At 55.8% G+C, this 21520-nt stretch carries 16 protein-coding genes, 1 tRNA gene and 1 pseudogene; 5 read left to right on the top strand and 13 right to left on the bottom strand.

The window, feature by feature from the left end; translation table 11 throughout:
- The first annotated feature begins 181 nt into the window (after positions 1-181).
- Both FQ179_RS00265 and FQ179_RS00260 read left to right on the top strand, forming a co-directional pair.
- Positions 182-916: an IclR family transcriptional regulator gene (locus FQ179_RS00265; RefSeq protein WP_149395292.1), complete on the top strand. Its 735-nt coding sequence runs from the start codon at positions 182-184 to the stop codon at positions 914-916.
- 133 nt (positions 917-1049) lie between these two features.
- Positions 1050-1874, top strand: coding sequence for a TauD/TfdA family dioxygenase (locus FQ179_RS00260; RefSeq protein WP_149395291.1), 825 nt, complete (start codon positions 1050-1052; stop codon positions 1872-1874).
- A 35-nt stretch (positions 1875-1909) separates the two neighbouring features.
- Here FQ179_RS00260 and FQ179_RS22525 read toward each other — a convergent pair whose 3' ends face one another.
- Both FQ179_RS22525 and FQ179_RS00255 read right to left on the bottom strand, forming a co-directional pair.
- Positions 1910-2044, bottom strand: coding sequence for a hypothetical protein (locus FQ179_RS22525; protein ID WP_255474765.1), 135 nt, complete (start codon positions 2042-2044; stop codon positions 1910-1912).
- A 45-nt stretch (positions 2045-2089) separates the two neighbouring features.
- A complete protein-coding gene (locus FQ179_RS00255; protein WP_188074462.1) occupies positions 2090-3151 on the bottom strand; it encodes an acyltransferase in 1062 nt (353 codons plus the stop codon).
- A gap of 350 nt (positions 3152-3501) precedes the next feature.
- Between FQ179_RS00255 and FQ179_RS00250 the strand changes: the two genes are divergently transcribed.
- Entirely contained in the window at positions 3502-4047 is a 546-nt protein-coding gene (locus FQ179_RS00250) for a hypothetical protein (RefSeq protein ID WP_149395289.1), read from the top strand.
- A 74-nt stretch (positions 4048-4121) separates the two neighbouring features.
- Here the strand turns inward: FQ179_RS00250 and FQ179_RS00245 are convergent, their stop codons facing one another.
- Both FQ179_RS00245 and FQ179_RS00240 read right to left on the bottom strand, forming a co-directional pair.
- On the bottom strand, positions 4122-4382 hold the full coding sequence (locus tag FQ179_RS00245; protein ID WP_255474764.1) for a DNA-binding transcriptional regulator: 261 nt from the start codon (positions 4380-4382) through the stop codon (positions 4122-4124).
- 199 nt (positions 4383-4581) lie between these two features.
- Positions 4582-4658: transfer RNA gene (locus FQ179_RS00240), tRNA-Arg, on the bottom strand.
- 461 nt (positions 4659-5119) lie between these two features.
- On the opposite strand from FQ179_RS00240, the gene FQ179_RS00235 reads away from it, so the two are divergent.
- Positions 5120-6424 (top strand): phospholipase A, encoded by a 1305-nt coding sequence (locus FQ179_RS00235; RefSeq protein ID WP_149395287.1) that lies wholly within the window; start codon positions 5120-5122, stop codon positions 6422-6424.
- Between the two features lie 10 nt (positions 6425-6434).
- Here the strand turns inward: FQ179_RS00235 and FQ179_RS00230 are convergent, their stop codons facing one another.
- On the bottom strand, positions 6435-7397 hold the full coding sequence (locus FQ179_RS00230; RefSeq protein WP_149395286.1) for a LysR family transcriptional regulator: 963 nt from the start codon (positions 7395-7397) through the stop codon (positions 6435-6437).
- A gap of 110 nt (positions 7398-7507) precedes the next feature.
- On the opposite strand from FQ179_RS00230, the gene FQ179_RS00225 reads away from it, so the two are divergent.
- Entirely contained in the window at positions 7508-11071 is a 3564-nt protein-coding gene (locus FQ179_RS00225) for an indolepyruvate ferredoxin oxidoreductase family protein (RefSeq protein ID WP_149395285.1), read from the top strand.
- Between the two features lie 342 nt (positions 11072-11413).
- Here FQ179_RS00225 and FQ179_RS22860 read toward each other — a convergent pair whose 3' ends face one another.
- The 8 genes and pseudogenes from FQ179_RS22860 to FQ179_RS00185 form a co-directional block, all read right to left on the bottom strand.
- On the bottom strand, positions 11414-12577 hold the full coding sequence (locus FQ179_RS22860; RefSeq protein WP_370459848.1) for a glycosyltransferase family 4 protein: 1164 nt from the start codon (positions 12575-12577) through the stop codon (positions 11414-11416).
- Positions 12578-12907: 330 nt separating this feature from the next.
- Positions 12908-13930: pseudogene (locus FQ179_RS22855) on the bottom strand (glycosyltransferase family 4 protein); the annotation flags it as partial.
- Positions 13920-15059, bottom strand: a complete 1140-nt coding sequence (locus FQ179_RS00210; protein ID WP_149395284.1) for a glycosyltransferase family 4 protein — start codon at positions 15057-15059, stop codon at positions 13920-13922. The gene FQ179_RS00210 and the pseudogene FQ179_RS22855, both read right to left, overlap by 11 nt.
- A gap of 142 nt (positions 15060-15201) precedes the next feature.
- Positions 15202-16296 carry a glycosyltransferase family 4 protein gene (locus FQ179_RS00205; RefSeq protein ID WP_149396829.1) on the bottom strand — a complete coding sequence of 365 codons (1095 nt, stop codon included), beginning with the start codon at positions 16294-16296 and terminating at the stop codon, positions 15202-15204.
- Between the two features lie 101 nt (positions 16297-16397).
- Positions 16398-17747: a murein biosynthesis integral membrane protein MurJ gene (gene murJ / locus FQ179_RS00200; protein WP_149395283.1), complete on the bottom strand. Its 1350-nt coding sequence runs from the start codon at positions 17745-17747 to the stop codon at positions 16398-16400.
- A gap of 1 nt (position 17748) precedes the next feature.
- Entirely contained in the window at positions 17749-18774 is a 1026-nt protein-coding gene (locus FQ179_RS00195; RefSeq protein ID WP_149395282.1) for an SDR family oxidoreductase, read from the bottom strand.
- Between the two features lie 83 nt (positions 18775-18857).
- On the bottom strand, positions 18858-20132 hold the full coding sequence (gene tviB / locus FQ179_RS00190) for a Vi polysaccharide biosynthesis UDP-N-acetylglucosamine C-6 dehydrogenase TviB (RefSeq protein WP_149395281.1): 1275 nt from the start codon (positions 20130-20132) through the stop codon (positions 18858-18860).
- Between the two features lie 62 nt (positions 20133-20194).
- The gene (locus FQ179_RS00185; protein ID WP_188074542.1) at positions 20195-21340 is read right to left on the bottom strand and encodes a glycosyltransferase; all 1146 of its coding nucleotides are present in this window, start codon (positions 21338-21340) and stop codon (positions 20195-20197) included.
- Positions 21341-21520: the final 180 nt, after the last annotated feature.

Below are 21520 nucleotides of genomic sequence, written 5' to 3'. Positions count from 1 at the left end.
TCTTGGTGACAACTGGAAGAATACGACGAGATCGCCTGTCTGGCTTAATGCCTGCCCATCCGCCCAGACTTCTTGACATGGTTATTTTGAATTCTGTATATTGAATTTTTATCACTTATATTTCTGCATATAGAATTATGGTCCCGACTAGTTTTTTATGTAGAGCACACCATCTGCAACTATGACCACCACACTGAGTCGTTCTGCCTTACGCCCTTTTTACGTGCTGGAAGCATTCCGCAAAGCAAAGCGGCCGCTTTCTTTGTCTGAAATCTCTCAAATGGCCGGCATTCCAATGTCAACCTGCCACAGCGTGATCCGCTCACTCGAGCAGTACGGCTTGCTGTATTTCCTGTCGAACCGCGAGTCGTATCCCACACGCTGGTTATGGGATACGGCAAGCGAAATTAATGCCCACGATCCCATCGCCATCCGATGCCAGCCCGCCCTGATGGCGCTGCGTGACGCCACCAATGAAACCGTCATTCTGGGCACGCGTCAGGACGACCGCGTGCTCTATCTCCTGGTGTTGGAAAGCGGGCAGACGATACGGTACTCGTCCCGCGCGGGCGACTTCAAGCCGCTGCACTCGAGCTCCATCGGAAAAGTAATGCTGGCTTGGGCGACAGACGAACAACGCCAGGCCTGGCTAACAGCGCATGCATTGTTGCAAGCCACGCCACACACCATTACTGATGCCGGACGCTTGCAGGCTGACCTGGATGACAGCCGAAAACGCGGCTACACCATCACAAGGGGAGAAAACGTGGAAGACGTCATGGCGATCGCAGCGCCCATCACTTTTGGTGCCATGACGCTGGGCGTAGCTGTTGCGGGCCCGCGCCAGCGCGTGGAGCAGAACGCCGAAAAAATATCACAGCTATTACTCTCGACCACCGCAGGCCTCAAGCCCTGAGTTTGTCGACACCAATGGTTTGCGCACCGGCGTACGCATATGACAACGACACCCTATGTTTTCAACGGATGACAGTCGGATACAAACCGCGCTGAAGAACAGAGACATAACGAACCAACAGACTGGAGTTCACATGAAAACACGACAAATCGCTGGCGCATTGGGTGCCGAAATTTCCGGCATAGATCTGTCTTCTCCACTTGCTGCGGATCAGGCGCAGGCTGTGCGTCAGGCTCTGCTGGATCACCAGGTCATCTTTCTTCGAAATCAGGATATTTCACCCCAACGCTTTCTCGACTTCGCCAATGCAATGGGGGAGCCCGTCGAATATCCATTCGTCCGGGGCTTAGAGAACTTTCCGCAGATCATCGAAGTCAAGAAACTCGAAACCGAAACAATCAACTTCGGGGGCATATGGCACTCCGACACCACCTACCTGCAGGAGCCGCCAATGGGGTCTATGCTGCTGTCTCGGGAGGTTCCGCCCTATGGCGGCGATACTCTTTTTGCAAATCAGCAATTGGCCTACGACGCCCTGTCCGACACCATGAAAAAATTGCTTGATGGCCTGATCGGCATCAGTACATCGGCCAAGGCCGACGTTTCACGTACACGCGAAGACCGCATCAGAACTGACGGCAAGCATGAAAAGTTGCAAGATTACTTAGCAGAGCACCCTGTCGTACGTACCCATCCCGAAACCGGCCGCAAAAGCCTGTACGTGAACATTGCACACACGGCTGGCATCAAAGGCATGACCAACGAAGAAAGTGCCCCGCTGCTAGAGTTTCTGTTCAAGCATCAGGTAAAACCCGAATTCACCTGTCGCTTTGCCTGGACTCCTCACGCCATTGCCTTTTGGGACAACCGCTGTGCAATGCACAACCCGGTCAACGACTACCACGGATTTCGCCGTTCCATGTACCGCATTACCCTCAAAGGGGATCGTCCTTATTGATGTAGGCGCACCTGTCATGGTCACGCAAGCTGGCGTTAAGTGGCCTGCATGCGTCGTGCAAGAACAATGTCTCCGCAGACCTGTTCGGCGATGCGATTGACGCGTTCAGCGGCACACTCGTCGCTAAGCTTGGCATGGTGTGGTGTGGTGTGGTGTGGTGTGGTGGCCATGCTCGAGCACTAAGGTAGTAATTTAAGGTTGCTGCCCCCAGCCCCTCACGTCACATACTCAAACGCCCGAAAGCGGCGCAGCAACATAATGGCCCCCATCGACACACTGAACACAACAACAGCCGTCACCGGGATGGCCCACCACGACGACGCATCGCCTTCCATAATGCCCGTAGCGGCGTCAAAACGATGCAAAATAAAAATGTGTAGGCAATAAACACCCAGCGTGCAGGCAGACAATTGCTTTAGCCCGGGCACGTCGACACCGACATCCAACGACTTACCCAACCGTATGCCCAAACCATAAAGCACGTTAAACGCGTAGATCGACGACACCAGCACAAACGGCGACAGATAGTCATAAAACAAAGGATCAGGCTCGCCTTCACGGGCAGAATACACATACGTGGCCAACATGGTGAGTACGCTAAAGAGCATAAACAGGCCAAGGCTAAGCAGCCAATACCGGCGCTTCGCAGGATGCTCTACATAAACATCATGCACGTAGGCCCCCAGAAACAGATAACCGACCAGGCCAAAGAAAGGCCCAATGCCATAGACCTCAAGTGCATCTACGTCGATATCGAACAACACTTTGATCGTGGGCCAGCAGGAAGCAACCGCCCACAGCGCCAGATAAAGCTTGCGCTCAGATTGCTTTGTAGCATGCCATATTTTTCGCAAAAATGGCACGAACAGATAGATGCCTACAATGGCGTACAAATACCAGAGATGAAAGGTGACCGGGCCATTGGCCATCGTCGTGATCCACTCATACCAGCGACCATAATGCTCGCCCTGCCAACTGTTCCACGCCATGTAAAACAGCGACCAGAACAGCAAGGGCGGAATAATCCGTACAAACCGTTTCTTGAAAAATTGGGGTAACGACTCTTGCTTACGCATTAAGAGCACACCCGTAATCATCAAAAAAAGCGGCACACAGGTGCGTGTGAGCGAATCATAAAAATTGCTCGCCCACCACTGCCCGTGGTCATCAAACGAATAAAAATTAATGGCGGCCACGTGCAGCACAACGACCATAAAGCAGGCCACCACCCTGGCTGTATCTATCGCAACGCTAAAATTTTTCTTGCTCTGACTCATGTACTCCCTCATGCACGCACCCGGAATATTGGGCACAACAAGCTTGTATATAAGTAACATAGCGGCGCAAGAGGTGTGCGAGTGCAGTTTTCAACGTGTTACGGCCAGTAAGACAAAAAAGCTTTGTGCGCATCAGCCATCACACTGCAACATACGCCACACTCCCCGAGCCCGTTGCGACAAACGTGGCCTGTGGCAGCTACAATTTCGTTGCCCGTTCATACAGACGGTGCCGCGAGGTAGGCAAACGTTTACCATACTGCCAGTTTGTTCTGCCTTGCAGTCTCTGCACAACGAGCCTTGCCAAGCTCCAACCTTTTTTTACCGGTTGCATCCACGGAGTTTTTCACATGATCAGAAAGCTTATTGTTCTTGCTGGGTGTCTTTTTCTGTTTGGCCAATCAATCGGCACAGCCTTAGCTACACCCCTGACAGAACAACAGGTTGAACGCTACCTTAACAGCATGCCAGAAGCACAGGCGCTGTCAGCGAAACACGATGATGGCAAACGGAAAAAGATCGATCGCACCCGCCCACTGGCTTCTGGGATCGAGTTGATGGAAAAGGCAGGGCCTGCCTACGAAGACCTGGGCAATCTAGCCAAAGCGCATGGCTTTTCGAGCCCCGAAGAGTGGGCAGACGTCGGGGATCGCGTCATGAATGGCTATGTGATTCTTAGCTCAAAGTTGACGCTTGCCGAGGTCGAACAGGGCTATCAACAAGGCATCGCCAATGTAAATAAAGACCCTAAGCTATCGGAAGCCAGTAAACGAGCTGTGCTGGCAGGCATGGAAAAAGGCCACGCACGAAACGTTGCACTACGACAGAATGCCGAGCAAGACTTGCCCGCCTTGGCACCGCACCGAGCCGCTCTAGAAGAGAAGTTCGGAAGATAAGGACCGGAATGGACCGAGCTGCAGGGCTCGAACCTGCGACCTACGGATGGGAAGGCCGACTCATCAAAAAATAATCAGGCGACTATCTTCCAGCCAATGTCGGTATCTTCAAACACGGCCTTCTCGTCCCGATAGGGCCGATCCAAGTTGACCAGCCGGTCCACCATGTCTCGCAGCTTTACGTTTCCATCCAAAAATCCCAGGTAGAACGCACGCATCAAGCGGTCATAACCAACCGGCATACGCCCATGCCGCTCCCACAATGAAACGGTTTGCTCAGTCGAGCCAAGCATGTCAGCCAAGCGTTTTTGCGACATGCCCAACAGGCAACGCACCCGGTGGAGTACCGTGTTTCGTACTGAAAGTATTGGGCGACTGGAGAATTATCGAAATGACAAAAAGCCGGGCGAGTTGCCTGTTGGACACGTCGCGCAGCGCGTAAATGCTGCCACGTTCAGGGCACAGCCGTAGCTAGAACAGCTAAAGACTACTGATTGAACCGGCCATAAAACATTGAAACAAAACAAGATTTTATGGTCCGCCCTGCAGGGCTCGAACCTGCGACCTACGGCTTAGAAGGCCGTTGCTCTATCCAGCTGAGCTAAGGGCGGGATGAAAAAACCAGTACAACGCGTAATTATAATGTGCTGCCAAGTTTGCTTGCGCATGCGCCTACGACGGGCACATCATACACAGTCCGCAGGTGCAGCCACAATACGTTTACAAAAAGCCAAGGCCCGCTGGCTAGCCGACTGACTCACTCGCGAACTGGCTGACTGACCGGTTAACGGGTTCACCTGCTAACGGCTAACAGGATACCTAGCTATTTGGCTATATGACTAACCGGCGCCGCAGTTTAACCCGTTAACGCAAAAAAATGGGGCCCCACGCATGCCATGCAGCCCGATTATTCAGAAACCGTCGCTTACCGGGCTCGCTACTTGCTTACAACTTGAGCACTACACACGCTGTGCTGGCTCCCGGGGCAGTGTTCAAACCCCTTTACAATACCCTGCCTTCAACTCCGAAGGCGGATGTTAACGTTTTGCCCACCTAACAAAGCAAAAACCATATGGCGATTTCACTCAAACACTTTTCAGGAATGCTGTTGCTGTCGGCCGCCCTCCTGGGTTCAGGCCCCGCTCTCGGCGGCATTACCTACAAGCTCGAACAGGCACACGCATCGGCGGGAGAAACCGTCGATATTACGGCAGTGCTGTTTAATGACGGCGACAACGCGCTCGAATACACCGCACCCAAAAACCTCGTCGTTCAGTGGCGAAACCAGAATGGTCAGCCTATTCGCAGCCTCGCCTACCTGGCTGGCGGTGGCGGTTCGGTGACGGTGCCCGTCAACACCTTTGTGAAGCTAGCCTGGAAAGCCGTCGTACCCAGCACGGTGCACGGGCTTCAGGCCGTCAACATCGAGGGTACGCCCACCATGCTGGCTTTGGACACCAGCCCGCTTGATAAGAGTGCAATCGCCGGTACGGCGGCTGACGTGCCTGTCGTGGACGCAGGGGCAGCCCGAGTTCAGGGCCAGACCGATCCCGTGCTGCCCACCAATGTTGTCGTGGCAGCAGGTGCGTCGCCCAATCAGGGGCCAGCGCCCAACAATAGCGTGGCCATGGCAAGTTCGTCGTCGGATGGATTCGACCGGTTTCGTAATGCGATCTCACCATATGAGCCCATTTATTTTGACGCGGGCAGAAACCACGGGCGTACCGATGCGCGGTTTCAGATCAGCTTCAAATACCGATTGTTTCAGCCCAAAGACCCGATCAACCCCGACTTCATCGACAACTTCTATTTGGGGTACACACAAACATCGCTGTGGGATTTGTCAGCCGAGTCGCATCCTTTTGTAGACACGTCATTCAAACCAAGCCTGTTCTGGCGCAAAGATGCACTGTTTTTTTCACCAGAAAAAAGTGCCTTTCTTGGCCTGGCCACAGGCGTAGAGCATGAATCTAACGGCAAAGACGGTGACGACTCGCGTGCTATAAATTTTGGCTACATCCAACCTGAGTTCAACTACCGATTTGATGGCGGCGGCACACTTACCTTTGCACCAAAGATCAAGGCTTACTTTGGTAGCGGCGACAAAAACCCCGACTACGCCGACTATGCAGGTCACGTAGACTGGAAGTTGCGCTTTGCTCAAGATAACGGCCTGGTGCTGTCAGGCTTGTATCGCCAGGGCACGGCCGGGCGCAACAGCACCCAGATCGAGGCGGCATGGCCGCTGCGTCGTACCTTTCTGAACATGAATGGCTACTTGCATGTGCAGTACTTCAAGGGATATGGCGAAACCATATTGGGGTATAACCAGAAGGTCGGCTCGCAGTTCAGAGTGGGCCTGGCACTCATACCCTAAGTGCCATTGCCTACCCCCGCAGTCGACGGCTGCGGCCTGTGGGTGAGGCGGCCTGATGGCCCTCACCCATGCCTTCGCAGGCATCGAGCAAAAACTGCCTGAATACATCTGCCAGCCCAACAGGCACATGGTGTTTAGGCCACAGCAGCCCAACGTCCATGGCGGTAACCGGATCAGACACCGGTATCGCCATAATTTTCTTGCCTTCAAGCGACCACGGCCTGTACACCAGATCAGACAGTATCGCCACACCAAACCCGTAAGCAACCAACCCGCGCAACGCCTCGAGTGAACTGGTGCGCATGGCAACGTTAAGGCCTTGTTCACCTTGCGGCCAAAGTTTGCTAATGGCCACGTCTGCGTCGTCGACCGTTAGCAAAACCTGTGGGTGCTGCGCTATATCATCCAAACTGACCACAGCCTGCGAGGCAAGCGGGTGCCCTACACCCGCCCAAAGCCTGCGGCGCGAGCGCACCAGCAGCCGGTGCCCATACTGATCCACGTTTTCAATATTGGACAGCAGCCCAATACCAAGATCAATACTCCCCTCAAGTAGCGCCGCCTCGATCTTGGGCCTGTCCATATCCACAAGATCAATTTCAACCTGAGGGTAACTGCGCTTGAAGCGACTGAGCAGATCGGGCAAAAAATAACCCAGCACCGTGTAGGTTGCCGCGATCCGCAAGGTGCCCTGTGCAGACTGGGGCAACAGACTTGCATGCCGCATGGCATCGTTGACCGAATCCATCACATGGCGAGCATGATGGAAAAAAGCCTGGCCCTCTGCTGTCAGAGCGACGCCATGCGGCAGCCGCTCAAAAAGCCTGACCTTAAGCTGGCGTTCCAGGCTCTGCACCGCGCCTGTAATGGCTGACTGCGACACGTTCTCGGCCACTGACGCAGAGGAAAACTGCCCTGTCGTCGCAGCCGCAATGAAATACCGGAATTGCCGGAGCGTTACTTCGTCCTTCATCTGATTTTCTGATACCTGATAGCTGAAAATTTGATTTTACGATAACACCGCAAACTCATACACTTGGGCCATACTCAAATAGAAATGACCGAACACAGGAGACAGGTCTCATGAACGCCCCTCTTGACCCTGCGGTGCTCAAGGCACTCGCCACGACCAGTCTGGACGACAAATACACCCTCGAACGCGGCAGAGCCTACATGAGCGGAACGCAGGCTCTGGTACGCCTGCCCATGCTGCAAAAAGCCCGGGATCGTGCGGCAGGCCTTAACACCGCCGGTTTTATTTCGGGCTACCGTGGCTCACCGTTGGGTGCCATTGATCAGGCGCTCTGGAAAGCCAAGTCACACCTGAAAGAAAACGACATTGTCTTTCAGCCGGGCCTTAATGAAGACCTGGCTGCCACCTCGGTATGGGGCACACAGCAGGTAACGCTTTACCCCGACGCGACCCGCGACGGCGTGTTTGGCATGTGGTACGGCAAAGGCCCAGGCGTAGACCGCAGCATGGACGTATTCAAACACGCCAATGCCGCAGGTACAGCCCCCCATGGTGGTGTGCTCTTGCTGGCGGGTGACGATCATGGTGCCAAATCATCCACTGTGGCCCACCAGTCAGAACATGACCTGATCGCAGCCGGCATCCCTGTGCTCTACCCCTCCAACGTACAAGAGTATCTCGACTACGGGCTTCATGGCTGGGCCATGAGCCGCTACACCGGCCTGTGGGTTGCCATGAAATGCGTCACTGAGGTGGTTGAATCTACCGCCTCGGTCGACATTGACCCGGATCGGGCACAGATCGTCATCCCCGCTGATTTTCAGATGCCCGAAGGCGGGCTAAATATACGCTGGCCCGACCCTCCGTTAGATCAAGAAGCCCGGCTGGTTGACTATAAGTGGTACGCGGCGCTGGCCTATGTGCGTGCCAACAAATTAAACCGTATCGTCATTGACTCACCCACACCGCGGTTTGGCATCATGACGGCGGGCAAGGCCTATCTTGATACCCGGCAAGCACTTGGCGACCTGGGTCTGGATGACGAAGCCTGTGCGCTGGCTGGCATACGTGTCATGAAGGTGGGTTGCGTCTGGCCACTGAACGCCCAGGATGCGCATGATTTTGCACATGGTCTTGATGAAATCCTGGTCGTCGAAGAAAAGCGCCAGATCATGGAATACGCACTAAAAGAAGAGCTGTACAACTGGAACGACGCTGTTCGCCCCAAGGTGTTCGGCAAGTTCAATGAAAAAGATAATGCAGGCGGTGAATGGTCTGTGCCACGCGGCCAATGGCTGCTGCCTGCCCATGCCGAGTTGTCACCTGCACTCATTGCCAAGGCCATCGCCGCCCGCCTTAAAAAGCTTGATCTTCCGGCGGCGCTAAGAGCGCGCATTGATGCGCGCGTGGCCATTATTGAGGCAAAGGAACGGGAGCAGAGCACACCTTCACAAGTGGGTGAGCGCAAGCCATGGTTCTGTTCAGGCTGTCCGCACAACACGTCGACCAACGTTCCTGAGGGTTCACGGGCCCTGGCAGGCATTGGTTGCCACTACATGACGATCTGGATGGACCGCAAGACGGAAACATTCAGCCATATGGGTGGCGAGGGTGCAGCCTGGATAGGGCAGCATCACTTCACCTCTGAAAAACATGTTTTTGCCAATATTGGCGATGGCACGTATTTTCATTCAGGCTTGCTGGCCATACGCGCGGCCATTGCCTCCAATGCCAATATCACCTACAAAATTCTGTACAACGACGCCGTTGCCATGACGGGTGGTCAGCCCGTCGACGGTGTGCTCAAAGTCACCGACGTTATCGCGCAGGTGCATGCAGAAGGCGCACGCAAAATCGTTGTGGTGACCGACGAGCCCGAAAAATACAAAGGCATGCAACTGACAGGCAACCCGCCCGTCTATCATCGCGATGAACTCGACCGCGTGCAACGCGAGCTGCGCGAAGTCGAGGGCACCTCTATATTGGTCTACGACCAGACCTGTGCCACTGAAAAGCGCCGTCGGCGCAAGCGCGGCACGTATCCAGACCCTGCCCGTCGGGTATTCATCAATGATGCCGTGTGTGAAGGTTGCGGCGACTGCTCAGTAAAATCTAACTGTCTTTCGGTCGAGCCGCTGCAAACGCCTTTCGGTACCAAGCGTCGCATCAACCAGTCGTCCTGCAATAAAGATTTTTCCTGCGTCAACGGTTTTTGTCCGAGCTTTGTGACGGCAGAAGGCGCGCAGGTCAAAAAGCCCGTACGCCAGAAGGCCAGCGCTGACACCTCGCTAACCGCCAACCTGCCCATGCCTGAGCTTCCAAGCATTGACACCACGTACGGTGTGATTGTTACCGGCATAGGCGGCACCGGCGTGGTAACCATAGGCGGCCTGCTGGGCATGGCCTCACACCTTGAAAACAAAGGTGTAACCGTACTCGATATGGCGGGGTTGGCCCAGAAAGGCGGAGCGGTGCTCAGCCATGTGCAGATCGCGGCACGGCCTGAAGATATTCACGCTACGCGCATTGCCACAGGCGAGGCGCAGCTAATCATAGGCTGCGACGCACTGGTCACGACTTCATCCGAAGTGTTGTCCAAAGCCCTCAAAGGCACGACTCATGCAGCCGTGAACAATGCACCTACCCCCACCGCCGAATTCATCAGCAACCCTCACTGGCAGTTTCCGGCACAGTCAGCTGTACGCCAGCTTACTGACGCCATGGGCGATGCGTGCAAGTTTCTGGACGCCAACACCCTGGCGTTGGGGCTGCTGGGTGATGCCATTTACGCCAACCCGTTGTTGCTGGGCTTTGCCTGGCAACAAGGCTGGGTGCCACTGGCTTACGAAAGCCTATTGCGCGCCATTGAGCTTAATGGCGTCAAGGTAGAAGAGAACCTGGCTGCCTTTGAATGGGGCCGTGCGGTTGCCCATCACGGCGCAGCCGCTGTAAGCAGCGGCCTGCCACGCCAGCGCGCCAAGGCCGAAGTAGTAAGCATGCCGGAACCGCTGGCACAAAGCATACAGCGCAATATCGACCACCTCACCGCCTACCAGAACGCCGCTTATGCACGACGATATCAACAGGCTGTCGAACGCATCCAGCAAAAAGAAGCCACCCTGCCCTCGGGCAAAAGCCAGCGGCTTGCCAAGGCTGTGGCGAACAACCTCGCTAAGTTGATGGCCTACAAAGATGAGTATGAGGTTGCCCGTCTTTACACCGATCCGGCTTTTCTTGAGAAGCTACGCAATGAGTTTGAAGGTGAACCTGGTCGCGACTATGCCCTGCACGTTCACCTGGCACCGCCCATGCTCGCCAAGAAAAACGACAAGGGTGAACTGGTCAAAAAAGCCTACGGCCCGTGGATGATGAAAGCCTTTTCCATGCTGACACGCTTCAAAGGGCTGCGAGGCACCCCGTTGGATCTGTTTGGAAAAACAGAAGAAAGACAGCAAGAACGCTTACTGGTGCAGCACTATTTTGAACTGCTGGACGAGTTCGCAGACAGCCTGTCGGAACACAACCTGGCCAGCGCCATCCAGCTCGCTGAACTGCCCGACACCATACGTGGGTTCGGTCATGTAAAAGAGAAAAACATGCAGGCCGCACAAACGCGGCGGGAAGAATTGCTCGACGTTTACCGCAGCGGCAAGCAGCTGGATCGCGTGGCCTGACACGCGAAGCCTCAGCGCCGACGTCGGCAGGCGCTGAGATAGGGCAACGACGTAGGCCGAGGCATCAGCTTAGGTCTGGGTCTGGGTCTGGGTCTGGGTTCGGGTCTGGGTTCGGGTTCGGGTTCGGGTTCGGGTTCGGGTTCGGGTTCGGGTCTGGGTTCCGGCTCGGGCTCGGGCTCGGGCTCGGGCTCGGGCTCGGGCTCGGGCTCGGGTTCGGGTCTGGGTTCGCGCTCGGGGCTTGGGCCTCGATTTCAGCCGTTGCTTGTATCGAGTTCGGGGTGCGAGGAGCCGGCCTGGGTTGAACTCAGGCCGGCCATCTAGACTAAAACCGAAGAAACTAACTCAAGCAGTCCGATTAGTCAGCGCATCATAGATAGCCAGGTGCGCCGAAATAATCTGCTCAATATCAAACTCACGCTCTGCCAAGCGCCGGCCCTCTGCGCCCATTTGTTGCCGCAAGGCATCATCATTTGCCAGGCGCAGTACGGCTTCTGCCAGGCTGTTGGCATCGCGTACAGGCACCAGTAAACCAGACGCGCCAGGCTCGATCGCATCGCGACAACCTGGCACATCCGTGGTAACCACAGCACGACCGCATGCCGCCGCTTCAACCAACGACTTGGGCAAGCCTTCGCGGTAGGAAGGCAACACCGCAATATGAGCGTCTGCATAAAGACTGGCGATATCTGAGCGTTCGCCCAGGCACTCCACCACGCCTTCCTGGCGCCACCGCTCAACATCGTGTGCCAACACACTGGCCGGATTCCCTGGGTCTGGCGCCCCAACCAGCACCCAGCGCAGTCCTCTTCCACCTGCCACATCGCTGCGACGCGATGCAATACGCGCCGCCTCTACAAACTCCATGACGCCCTTGTCACGCAGCAGGCGCGCCACCATAATGGCCACGATCGGGCCTTCGGGCTCAGGCAGGGCGGGGAATGCGTCAAGCGACACCCCCGACCCTCGTATCATTACCGCCTGGCCGGCTCGCACCACGTGCGCATTCTGCAATACATCTCGGTCATTGGTGTTCTGAAATATGACCCGGCTGTTGGGGTGACCCAAAGCCAAGCGGTACAGGCCTATGGCGGCAACCCGCAAGAAGTCAAACCCCTGCTTCTGTCGGGTAAAAACAAACCCCAGGCCCGAAATCGCCGCAACATACGCCTTTACCCCAGCCAGACGGGCGGCTATGCCGCCATACAGCACCGGCTTGATCGTGACAGCATGCACCACATCAGGGCGCAGGCGCCGGAAAAGCCCCCACAGCGCGTAAAGCGTGTGCGCTTCCTCCAGCGGGTTCTTGCCGCTGCGCGACATGGGAATCACATGATGAACAAGCCCATGGCTTACAACATCCGCCACGGCGGAACCATCCATGGTGGCGATATGCACGTCATAGCCTGCCTGTTTTGCATCAAGCGCCAGCTGCAGTCGGTGTGAAAGAAAAAACAAGGGGTTGTTCACCACGATCAACAAGCGCTTTTTGCGTTGCTGCGGCGGCACAGCCGATGCACTCGATGTACCCGACGCATCCCAGGTACTGGATGCACTGGATGCATTTGAGGCATTAGAAGCTCTGGCTGTACTGGTTGTATTTGGAGTACGTGAGGCATCTCGAGCACCTGCAGCCCCAGCCACACCCGACATGCCTGAAGCTGCCTTTTGGCCACTACCAGCAACGCCCCTGCCAGCGGGGTAATCTTGCGCCAGCCTGCGCCATACCACTTGATACGCACTAACCATGGCATCAAGACTGAACAGGTTTTCAACACGGGCACGTCCTCGCTCAGCCCTCTCGCGATGTTCAGACGTACCCAGAACGGCTACCGCCTGCTCGATGCCTTGTGACAAAGCCTTTGCATCTTTAGGGGCAACAACCCAGCCGGCATCGCCCACCATCAGCCTTGCATCGCCCACGTCGGTCGCGACGCACAGCACATCCGTTGCCATGGCCTCGGCCACCACATTGGGAAAGCCCTCTGCCCGGCTGGCGAGCACATGCACGTCGAACGCGTTCATGAGAGCCGGCACATCATCACGCCGACCCAGCAATATAAATTGCTCACGCACACCATAACGATCAAGCATGCTGGTAAGGTCAGCATTGGTGTCAACCAGACCTTCGCCGATCAACACACCCCGCATCTGCGGGTAACGCCGCAGGGCAATAGCAAACGCGGCGATCAGGTTTTCATAATCTTTAAGTGGATTCCAACGCGCTACATTGCCGATTACGGGTGTGCCATCTGCTACGCCAAGCTGCTGCCGCATCGCGGTGCGCGCGTCGGGGTCTGGCCGCCAGCGCGACAAGTCATAGCCGTTAGGAATGACCAGCATGCGATCATCACGATAACCCCACTGCCTATGACGCACACGTGCGTTTTCGGCACACGCCACAATAACCCCCGGCACTAGGCCGGACACCCGCGCGCACGCCCATAGGCACATACGCGCAGACCGGCTGCTCAGGCCAAGGTCAGCACCCGAATTGCGTATACCCCACGACACGGCACGTATGCCGGCCATGCGGGCAACAATGCCACCAATGAGGTCGGCATGGTACATCCACGTTTGCACCACATCGGGATTTAGCTCGCGCAACAGGCGGTGCATGCGCAGCAACCCGGCCGCCATGCCCTTTACACCCTGCATATTGAGCGTGTATAGCGTGATGCCTGCTTCACGCAGCCGAGGACCAAAGAGGCCCTCATCGCCCATGGAAATTACACAATGATGATCAGTTTGGCTAGGTGCCGTCAGCAAACGATGGAGCACCGTTTCTGCACCGCCCTGCCCCAGACCCGAAATTATGTGAACAACATTCAATTTTTTACGGCCAAACTCGCTACTCTGCATTCACCTTCCTCTGCGGCCTTACGCCGGCACGCGTAAACACTTTATCCCAACGTAACATGATATCTGGCAACCCATAACGCTCACGCACCGACGCCGCCGCGCGCCGACCGAGAACATCGCGTAAAACCGCATCCCCCATCAGTCGCGCCAGTGCATCACTCAATGCGGTGTCGTCACCCAAAGGAACCAGCTCTGCATACTCGCCATCCAGCGTCATCTCACGTGGGCCGCTGGGACAGTCCACCGTCACGCAGGCACGCCCGAGCGCCATGGCCTCAAGCAGCACGTTGGGAAAGCCCTCAACCTGCGAAACCATGGTAAACACGTGTGCGGCGCTCAATTCTTCCCATGGCTGAGAAGTGCGTCCCGGCAAGCTAACCCGAGACGCCAAGCCTGCCTCACGCACTTGCGCTTCAAGCTTTTCACGCAAAGGGCCTTCGCCCCATATAACCAGATCCCAATCCGGAAACTGTGGCGCAAGTGTGCCAAACACGCGGATCAGCACATCAAAACGCTTGATGGCAACCAACCGCCCCATGCCCATCAGCCGGAATCGCGTGCTATCGCCCGGGCTGCGCGTACGATAACGGGCATCGGGAAGATCGGGAGGCAAGGGGTTGGGCATGACCTCAAGCACATCCAGGCCGGGCACCATGTCGTGAAAAAGGTCAACGCTGTCTTCAGACTGAAGCACCACAACCGACGCCGAGGGATAGGTTAGTTTGCGCAAACGCTTGAGCACCGCGCCAGAGCTATTGCTAAAAGCCGGATTCGTACGTTCGCACACGACAACCGGCACGTTCAACCCCCGCGCCGCCATCAGAACAGTGACGTTGACATTGGTAAGAAACGATACGATGACATCAGGCCTGAAGTCGCGAACCAGCTTGCGAATGGCAAACCATTTGGCAAAAGGCGCCAGCACACCCGGGCATCGCTTGCTCATTTGATCCGCCAGCCAGGTCAGCTGCACGCCTTCGTCCAGCGTATAGAAGCAGTCACCCCGGCCCGTATACGTAGGCACAAGCATGACGGTATCGCCGCGTTGCGCCCAGCCATTGGCCAAGGTGGCGGCTACCCGCTCCGCACCGCCTGCGTGCATGGAACTGACAAAAAAAAGAATTTTCATGGCTGCACGCCCGGTAAACCGTGAGGCTCAAGCCCGGTTTGGGTCATCAATACACTCCCAAAAAAGAAAGCCCAGTCAGACAACTTAACGCGAGGTTTTTGCATCATCCGAAACAGTACCCACACCCGTCAGGGGCGCGCATTCAGCGGCCTTCAAAAAGCTGCCCCCAAAGCGCCATGACGCGTGTAACCGAAAAGCGATCGCGTACGTCAACAGCCCGACGGGCATAGGCCTCGCGTTGTATTGGATGGGCCATCATGTCAGACAAGTGGGCTGCCAGCGCCTCACTGTCACTGGCCGGGCTAACCAACACACCATCAATGCCATGTCGTATGATTTCGCGCGGACCGGTCTCACAGTCGAACGACACCGGTGCAAGGCCACTGGCCATGGCCTCAATCAGCGTGTTTGACAGCCCTTCAAAGCGCGAGCTCAGCACATACAGGTCAGATTGCAGATACCAGTCGGCAACGTTGCCTACGCGCCCCGGCAAGCTGATGCGGTCAGACAACCCTGCCTCATCAATCTGTTGCTGCAAGCTGTCGCGAAGCCCACCTTCACCCAGAATGACGAGATCCCAGCCGGTAAAATGGCCCGCAATCTCTTGAAAAGCGTGTATGAGCACATCAAAGCCCTTAAGCTCATGAAGTCGGCCCACGGCCAGGAGCCTAAACCGCCCGCGGCGCGGTGGCGGCTCGACAATCGGGTCGACACGCTCCAACGGCCAGCGTACGGCATTGGGTATGACAGTGAGCCTGCAGCCCGGCACGTGCTGCTCCAGCCACGATGCCGTGCCCGACGTCAATGCCACAACAGCAGTCGCCTTGGGGTAGGCCCAACGCCGAAGCCGCTGCCAGATCTGCGGCAGTTTTTGAGCCGGTGGATGGGTATGCTCTGTGGCCAGCACCCGGCACTTCAAGCCACGCGCTGCAATAATCGCCAGCACTGACGACGTCGTCATCATGCCCAACACAATCGTGGGCCGTTCTTTGCGCATTAAACGTCGCAAACGCCAGATGCGGCGCAAGTTCGACCATGCTGCACTGACGGGGCCGGCACTATCGCCCGCCGTCCCCAATACAAAACGGTGCACTTTGGGGTGTAAGGTATACGCATCGGTATTTTCAGCTTCTTGTGTAACCACAGTAAGCCGATAGCCCCGCTGCACCCAGTAGGCGCTTAGATCAGCAGCAACCCGTTCAGCGCCACCACCCGCAAGCGAGTGAATCACGATCATCAGATGCGGTTGAATACGGGAGTAACTCAAGACAAATACCTATAGATGGAATTCTTTAACAGAAAAAAATCGTAGAAAAAAACCCTGGCGCGGCGGCGATGTTATGGCACGGCCGAGCTTGGCGGAGGCTTGCGCAACGCCACCAGCACATAGCAGGTATATGACGAGACATACATAAGACTGGTCGCCAGCATAATGCCCTCAGGCCCCATTACGGGAGCGAGCACGGGGTTCAAGATGGCCTTGACACCGAAATTGGCCACTGCAATAGCTGCCATGATGCGATAGCGGTTCTGGCTGGCGAGCAATTGCACCAGAATAAGCACGCCAAAATAAAAGGGCAGTTGCAGCATACCCCAGCGCAGCACATCGGCCACAATGAGTGTGTCTCGCGATGTAAATGCGCCCCGCTCAAACAGAAACGCAACGCCCCACGGGGCCAGCACCCATCCCACCACTGTCACGCCAACGCCGGCCGCCACCATCAACACAGACCACTTCAACGCCGTGCTGCGGGCCCTTAAGGCATCACCGCGTTCCTGAATATCGGCCAGCACCGGCAAGGCAGCGCGCCCCACCGAGGCAGCGCCAACGCCCAATAGCAGCGATAGCAGGCGACTGGCATAGCCCAGCGTGGCATTGGCATTGTTGCCCAGATTGGCGGCCGTATACTGATCGATTGGCCCGACAAAGCTCATGGCTATCTGCCCCACAAGCATAACGCCTGCGGCCTTGACCAAAGCAGGCCATTGCTCGGCACTAAAGCTAAAACGGGGCCTGCCCCACATGCCGTCTGCACGCGCGGCCAGCTTGAGCAACCACACCGACTGGATAAAATAACCCACCAGTGTGCCCCAAAGCAGCGGCCCCACCCCATCAACAGTCGTGGCCAACATGACCCAGACAAGAATAACAACTGCCGGCACACTATCGAGCAAGGTATTGATATGACGCTCATGGGAGCGCAGCCGGGCCGCACTAATGCCCGTCATCAAGGTAAACACAGCGGCAGGCGCAAAGGCCAGCATCAACTGGCTACTCATCTGGCGCACATCGGCCGAAAGCTCTCGCCCTGCCAGTTCAAGCACCCAGGGCCAGGCCACGTACAAGGCGACGGCGAACAGCGTGCCAAAGAGAATAATCCAGGCCTGCAGCTCACCCAGAAAATGCGCCCTGCTAGGCCGGCTTTGGTAGCGCATGCGCACCAGCACCGGTATCAACACCACAGACAGCGCACCAACTACCGTTGCCGGGATCCAGTTGGCCATGACCATGGTGAACTGATAGGCATCCACGACATCACTGACGCCATAGCGATACGCCACTGCCATCTCTTTGAAGGCACCGGCCGCTTTGCCCAGCAGCAAAAAGAAAGCAACCCGCATGGCCCCTTGGGCGATGCGCCTGTGATCAGAATGCAGGCTGGCGAGTCGCTGTTTAAGCGGCTTCAAGTTAACGCAAAAATTGCGTGTACCAAGGCATGGAGACTTCCAGCCCCTCCACAATGTCATGCAGAGGGTCGTAGCCCAGAAGACGCTGCGCCTTGCTGATGTCTGCCTGCGAATGCCGTACGTCGCCCGCGCGAAACTCTGCATACACCGGCTGCTTGTCATAGACAATGCCGTTATTGGCCAAAGACTTTGCCAGGTACTCAAAGAGCTCGTTCAGGCTGGTGCGTGCGTTGTAGGCTACGTTGTAAACCTGGTTGACCCCTTCAGGCTGAGCCAGTGCCGCCAAAATATTGGCCTGCACCACGTTTTCAATAAAGCAGAAGTCGCGGCTGGTTTCGCCATCGCCATTAATGGTGACATCCTCGCCCTTAATCATGGCCGCGATCCACTTGGGGATAACCGCCGCATAGGCACCGTTAGGGTCTTGGCGTTTGCCAAACACATTGAAGTAACGCAGGCCTACGCTGCCAAAACCATAGGCGCGCGCAAACACGTCTGCGTAAAGTTCGTTGACGTACTTGGTAACGGCGTAGGGCGACAAGGGGCGACCGATTAGGTCTTCAACCTTGGGCAGGGCCTCATTATCACCATAGGTCGAGCTGGACGCCGCATAAACAAACGATTTCACTTCAGCATCGCGGGCGGCAACCAGCATGTGCAGGAAGCCATCGACGTTGACATTATTGGTGGTAATGGGGTCATGAATGGAGCGCGGCACAGAGCCCAGCGCTGCCTGATGCAATACGTAATCAACACCCGTCGTAACTTTTTTGCAGGTTTCAAGGTCACGGATATCACCCTCATGAAAGGTGAACTTGGCCCATTGCTCTGGCGTAACAACTCTTTTAACCTCATCCAGATTGTATTGATGGCCGGTGGAGAAATTGTCCAGGCCAACCACGGTCTGGCCAAAGTGCAGCAAAGCCTCAAGCAGGTTGGAGCCAATAAAGCCCGCACAACCTGTTACCAGCCATACCTTGGAATCGGACTGCAGACTGGATGTGATGTCCTGATATCGCGTACTCATATATAAACCTTTTGTATAAGCCATTCTGGTTAAACCGCCCGCGCTATGCGCAGGCGCGCTATGTATGTATTGCGGTGCGCCTCTTACAGGCGCAGATCAGACTCGTCAGGCGCCAGCGAATACTTCAGGTCATACAACACATGCTCAGGTTTGCCGAGTGCGCGGATGGCTTTGGCGCCCATCTTGAGAAACTGCCCATGGCCCACCGCCAGAATAATGGCATCGTAGGCGCCATCAGCCGGCTTATCGACGGGCCGGATGCCGTATTCGTGAACGGCCTCATCTGCGTCGACCCACGGGTCGTAAACATCTACATCAATACTGTACTCGCCCAGCTCACGCACAATATCAACCACACGCGTATTACGAAGATCAGGACAGTTCTCTTTGAAAGCCAGCCCCATGACCAGCACTTTGGAGCCTTGCACCTGGATGCGTCGTTTGGTCATTGCCTTAACCAGCTGCGAGACCACATAACTGCCCATGGAGTCATTGAGCCTGCGCCCCGCCAGAATGATCTCGGGGTGATACCCAATGGCTTGTGCCTTATGCGTAAGGTAATAAGGATCGACGCCAATACAATGCCCGCCGACCAGGCCCGGACGGAAAGGCAAAAAATTCCATTTTGTTCCGGCGGCGGTCAGAACAGCCTCGGTATCAATGCCCAGCTTGTTGAAAATAAGCGCCAGCTCGTTGATCAAGGCAATGTTGACGTCACGCTGGGTGTTTTCAATAACCTTGGCAGCCTCTGCAACACGAATGGAAGGCGCCTTGTGGGTGCCCGCCACGATAATTTCTTTGTATATGGCATCGACCAGGTCGGCGATTTCGGGCGTTGAGCCAGATGTCACCTTTTTAATATTGGCAACTCTGTGCTCTTTATCACCAGGATTAATGCGCTCAGGGCTATAGCCGGCAAAAAAGTCTTCATTAAAACGCAAGCCTGACATGCGCTCGAGTACAGGAACACACTCTTCTTCGGTCGCACCTGGATAAACCGTGGACTCATAAATTACGATGTCACCACGTTTGAGTACCCGGCCAATGGTCTCACTGGCCCGCACCAGCGGTGTGAGGTCTGGCTTTTTGTATTCATCAATAGGCGTAGGCACTGTCACGATAAACACGTTGGCCTGTGCCAGATGCTCGACCTCATTGGAGAACTCAAGGTGCTTGGCCTCCCCCAGCTCTTCGGTGCTGACCTCAAGCGTGTGATCGCGCCCATCTTTGAGCTCGGCAATACGCCGCGCATTAATGTCAAAACCCAGTACGGACCGTTTTTTACCGAACTCGACAGCCAGCGGCAAGCCCACATAGCCCAAGCCAATAACTGCAAGTTTCACGTCTTGAATCTGCAAAATGTATCTCCCACGCTACAACAAACTGAACAATTGATATGCTGGTTTCTCGATGGCCGTCGCTATTTGCGACCTCGATCACGATCACGTCCCATCGATGGCAGCAATAGCCATGAAGGACGGCGCCACGACACCAGCCTGGAATACAGCCACAAATATACAAATGAGAACACCAAGATACTCGCGCATAGCATCCACGCGTTATCCCACCAAATGGTTGCAGGCACCAGGCCGATAAGTGCCAGCACCCACAAATACGGCGATGTCATGGCATTACACAGTGCCGGTACGGCATGGCGCCGGTCACGACTAAAGGTAACCCGAACCAGCCTGCGAAACACCAGTTGATGCAGATGCAGGGCATCGGGCTGATCAACCGGCGTGCCGCGCTTAAAGCGCCGACGCCATATAGAGAACAGGGTTTCAAACACCGGGTAAAAAAGAACTGCCAGAGCATAGAACGGCGACACACTGGGGTTACGCACTACCAACTGTACTGCCAGCTCTGCCAGCATGAAACCCAGAAAGTAAGCCCCACCATCACCAAGAAACACGCGCCCAAAGGGAAAGTTCCAGACCAGAAACCCGAGCGTTGCCGAAGCCAGCGAGGTAGAAATCAGAAAAATCGGAATGTCTTGTACTTGTATTGCCACTAGCGCCAGCGAAATAGCCATTAACGTGGCAATCATGCCCGCCAGGCCGTTCATGCCGTCGACGATATTAAGTGCGTGCGTGCACCCACCCACTGCGACCATGGTGAACAACAGTGATATGGGCCAGAAAGCGAGTACGGCGTCTACCCATGAAATACCTACACGTGACACCCCACCCAGCAGCCACCATGCAATGGCGGCCGATGCAAAGGCGGCAAGCAGGCGTTTGCCGGCGCCCACGTCTTTGGTAATGTCTTCAAGCAACCCTGCCACAAATACTGGCATTGCTGCGATAAACAGAACAGGCCAAAGCCAGGTTAGCGTCATATTGCTGGGGCCAAGAACCAAAAGCCCAGCCAGACTGCCCGCCACGACCGCTAGCCCGCCTACACGGGGCGTGGAGCGTGTATGACTGGCCTGCGGTTTGCTTAAATCGCTATCGCCGGTAAATACGCCATGCCAACGTTCGGAGGCCACAATTAGGCCACCAATTGTGAACGCCACGACGCAAATGTAAAGCCAGGTGAAAGATTCAGAAAGCTGGGGCAAGATGATGGGTTTCCTATGTAAACCTGTCGTTATAAGCTATTGCCGTTATTATCGGCTGCATTTGCAACAATTTGCCGTAGATGCCTGAAATAAAGGTAACAATACCTAATTGTGGAGAAAAACAAAAAAAAAGCCCGAGATCGTAAGATCTCGGGCTAAATCCACCAAAGGAGGAGGGTGGAGGAG

Origin of the sequence: Pusillimonas sp. ANT_WB101 (assembly GCF_008369125.1) — a bacterium.
Classification (GTDB): domain Bacteria; phylum Pseudomonadota; class Gammaproteobacteria; order Burkholderiales; family Burkholderiaceae_B; genus Allopusillimonas.
The sequence above is the reverse complement of the archived record's forward strand: the minus strand, read 5'-3'. Positions and strand labels throughout refer to the sequence as shown.

Excerpts from the sequence above, each read along its gene's own strand:
- FQ179_RS00265 (WP_149395292.1), top strand. The coding sequence starts at position 182 with ATGACCACCACACTGAGTCGTTCTGCCTTACGCCCTTTTTACGTGCTG.
- FQ179_RS00260 (WP_149395291.1), top strand. The coding sequence starts at position 1,050 with ATGAAAACACGACAAATCGCTGGCGCATTGGGTGCCGAAATTTCCGGC.
- FQ179_RS22525 (WP_255474765.1), bottom strand. The coding sequence starts at position 2,044 with ATGGCCACCACACCACACCACACCACACCACACCATGCCAAGCTTAGC.
- FQ179_RS00255 (WP_188074462.1), bottom strand. The coding sequence starts at position 3,151 with ATGAGTCAGAGCAAGAAAAATTTTAGCGTTGCGATAGATACAGCCAGG.
- FQ179_RS00250 (WP_149395289.1), top strand. The coding sequence starts at position 3,502 with ATGATCAGAAAGCTTATTGTTCTTGCTGGGTGTCTTTTTCTGTTTGGC.
- FQ179_RS00235 (WP_149395287.1), top strand. The coding sequence starts at position 5,120 with ATGGCGATTTCACTCAAACACTTTTCAGGAATGCTGTTGCTGTCGGCC.
- FQ179_RS00230 (WP_149395286.1), bottom strand. The coding sequence starts at position 7,397 with ATGAAGGACGAAGTAACGCTCCGGCAATTCCGGTATTTCATTGCGGCT.
- FQ179_RS00225 (WP_149395285.1), top strand. The coding sequence starts at position 7,508 with ATGAACGCCCCTCTTGACCCTGCGGTGCTCAAGGCACTCGCCACGACC.
- FQ179_RS00210 (WP_149395284.1), bottom strand. The coding sequence starts at position 15,059 with ATGAAAATTCTTTTTTTTGTCAGTTCCATGCACGCAGGCGGTGCGGAG.
- FQ179_RS00205 (WP_149396829.1), bottom strand. The coding sequence starts at position 16,296 with ATGATCGTGATTCACTCGCTTGCGGGTGGTGGCGCTGAACGGGTTGCT.
- FQ179_RS00195 (WP_149395282.1), bottom strand. The coding sequence starts at position 18,774 with ATGAGTACGCGATATCAGGACATCACATCCAGTCTGCAGTCCGATTCC.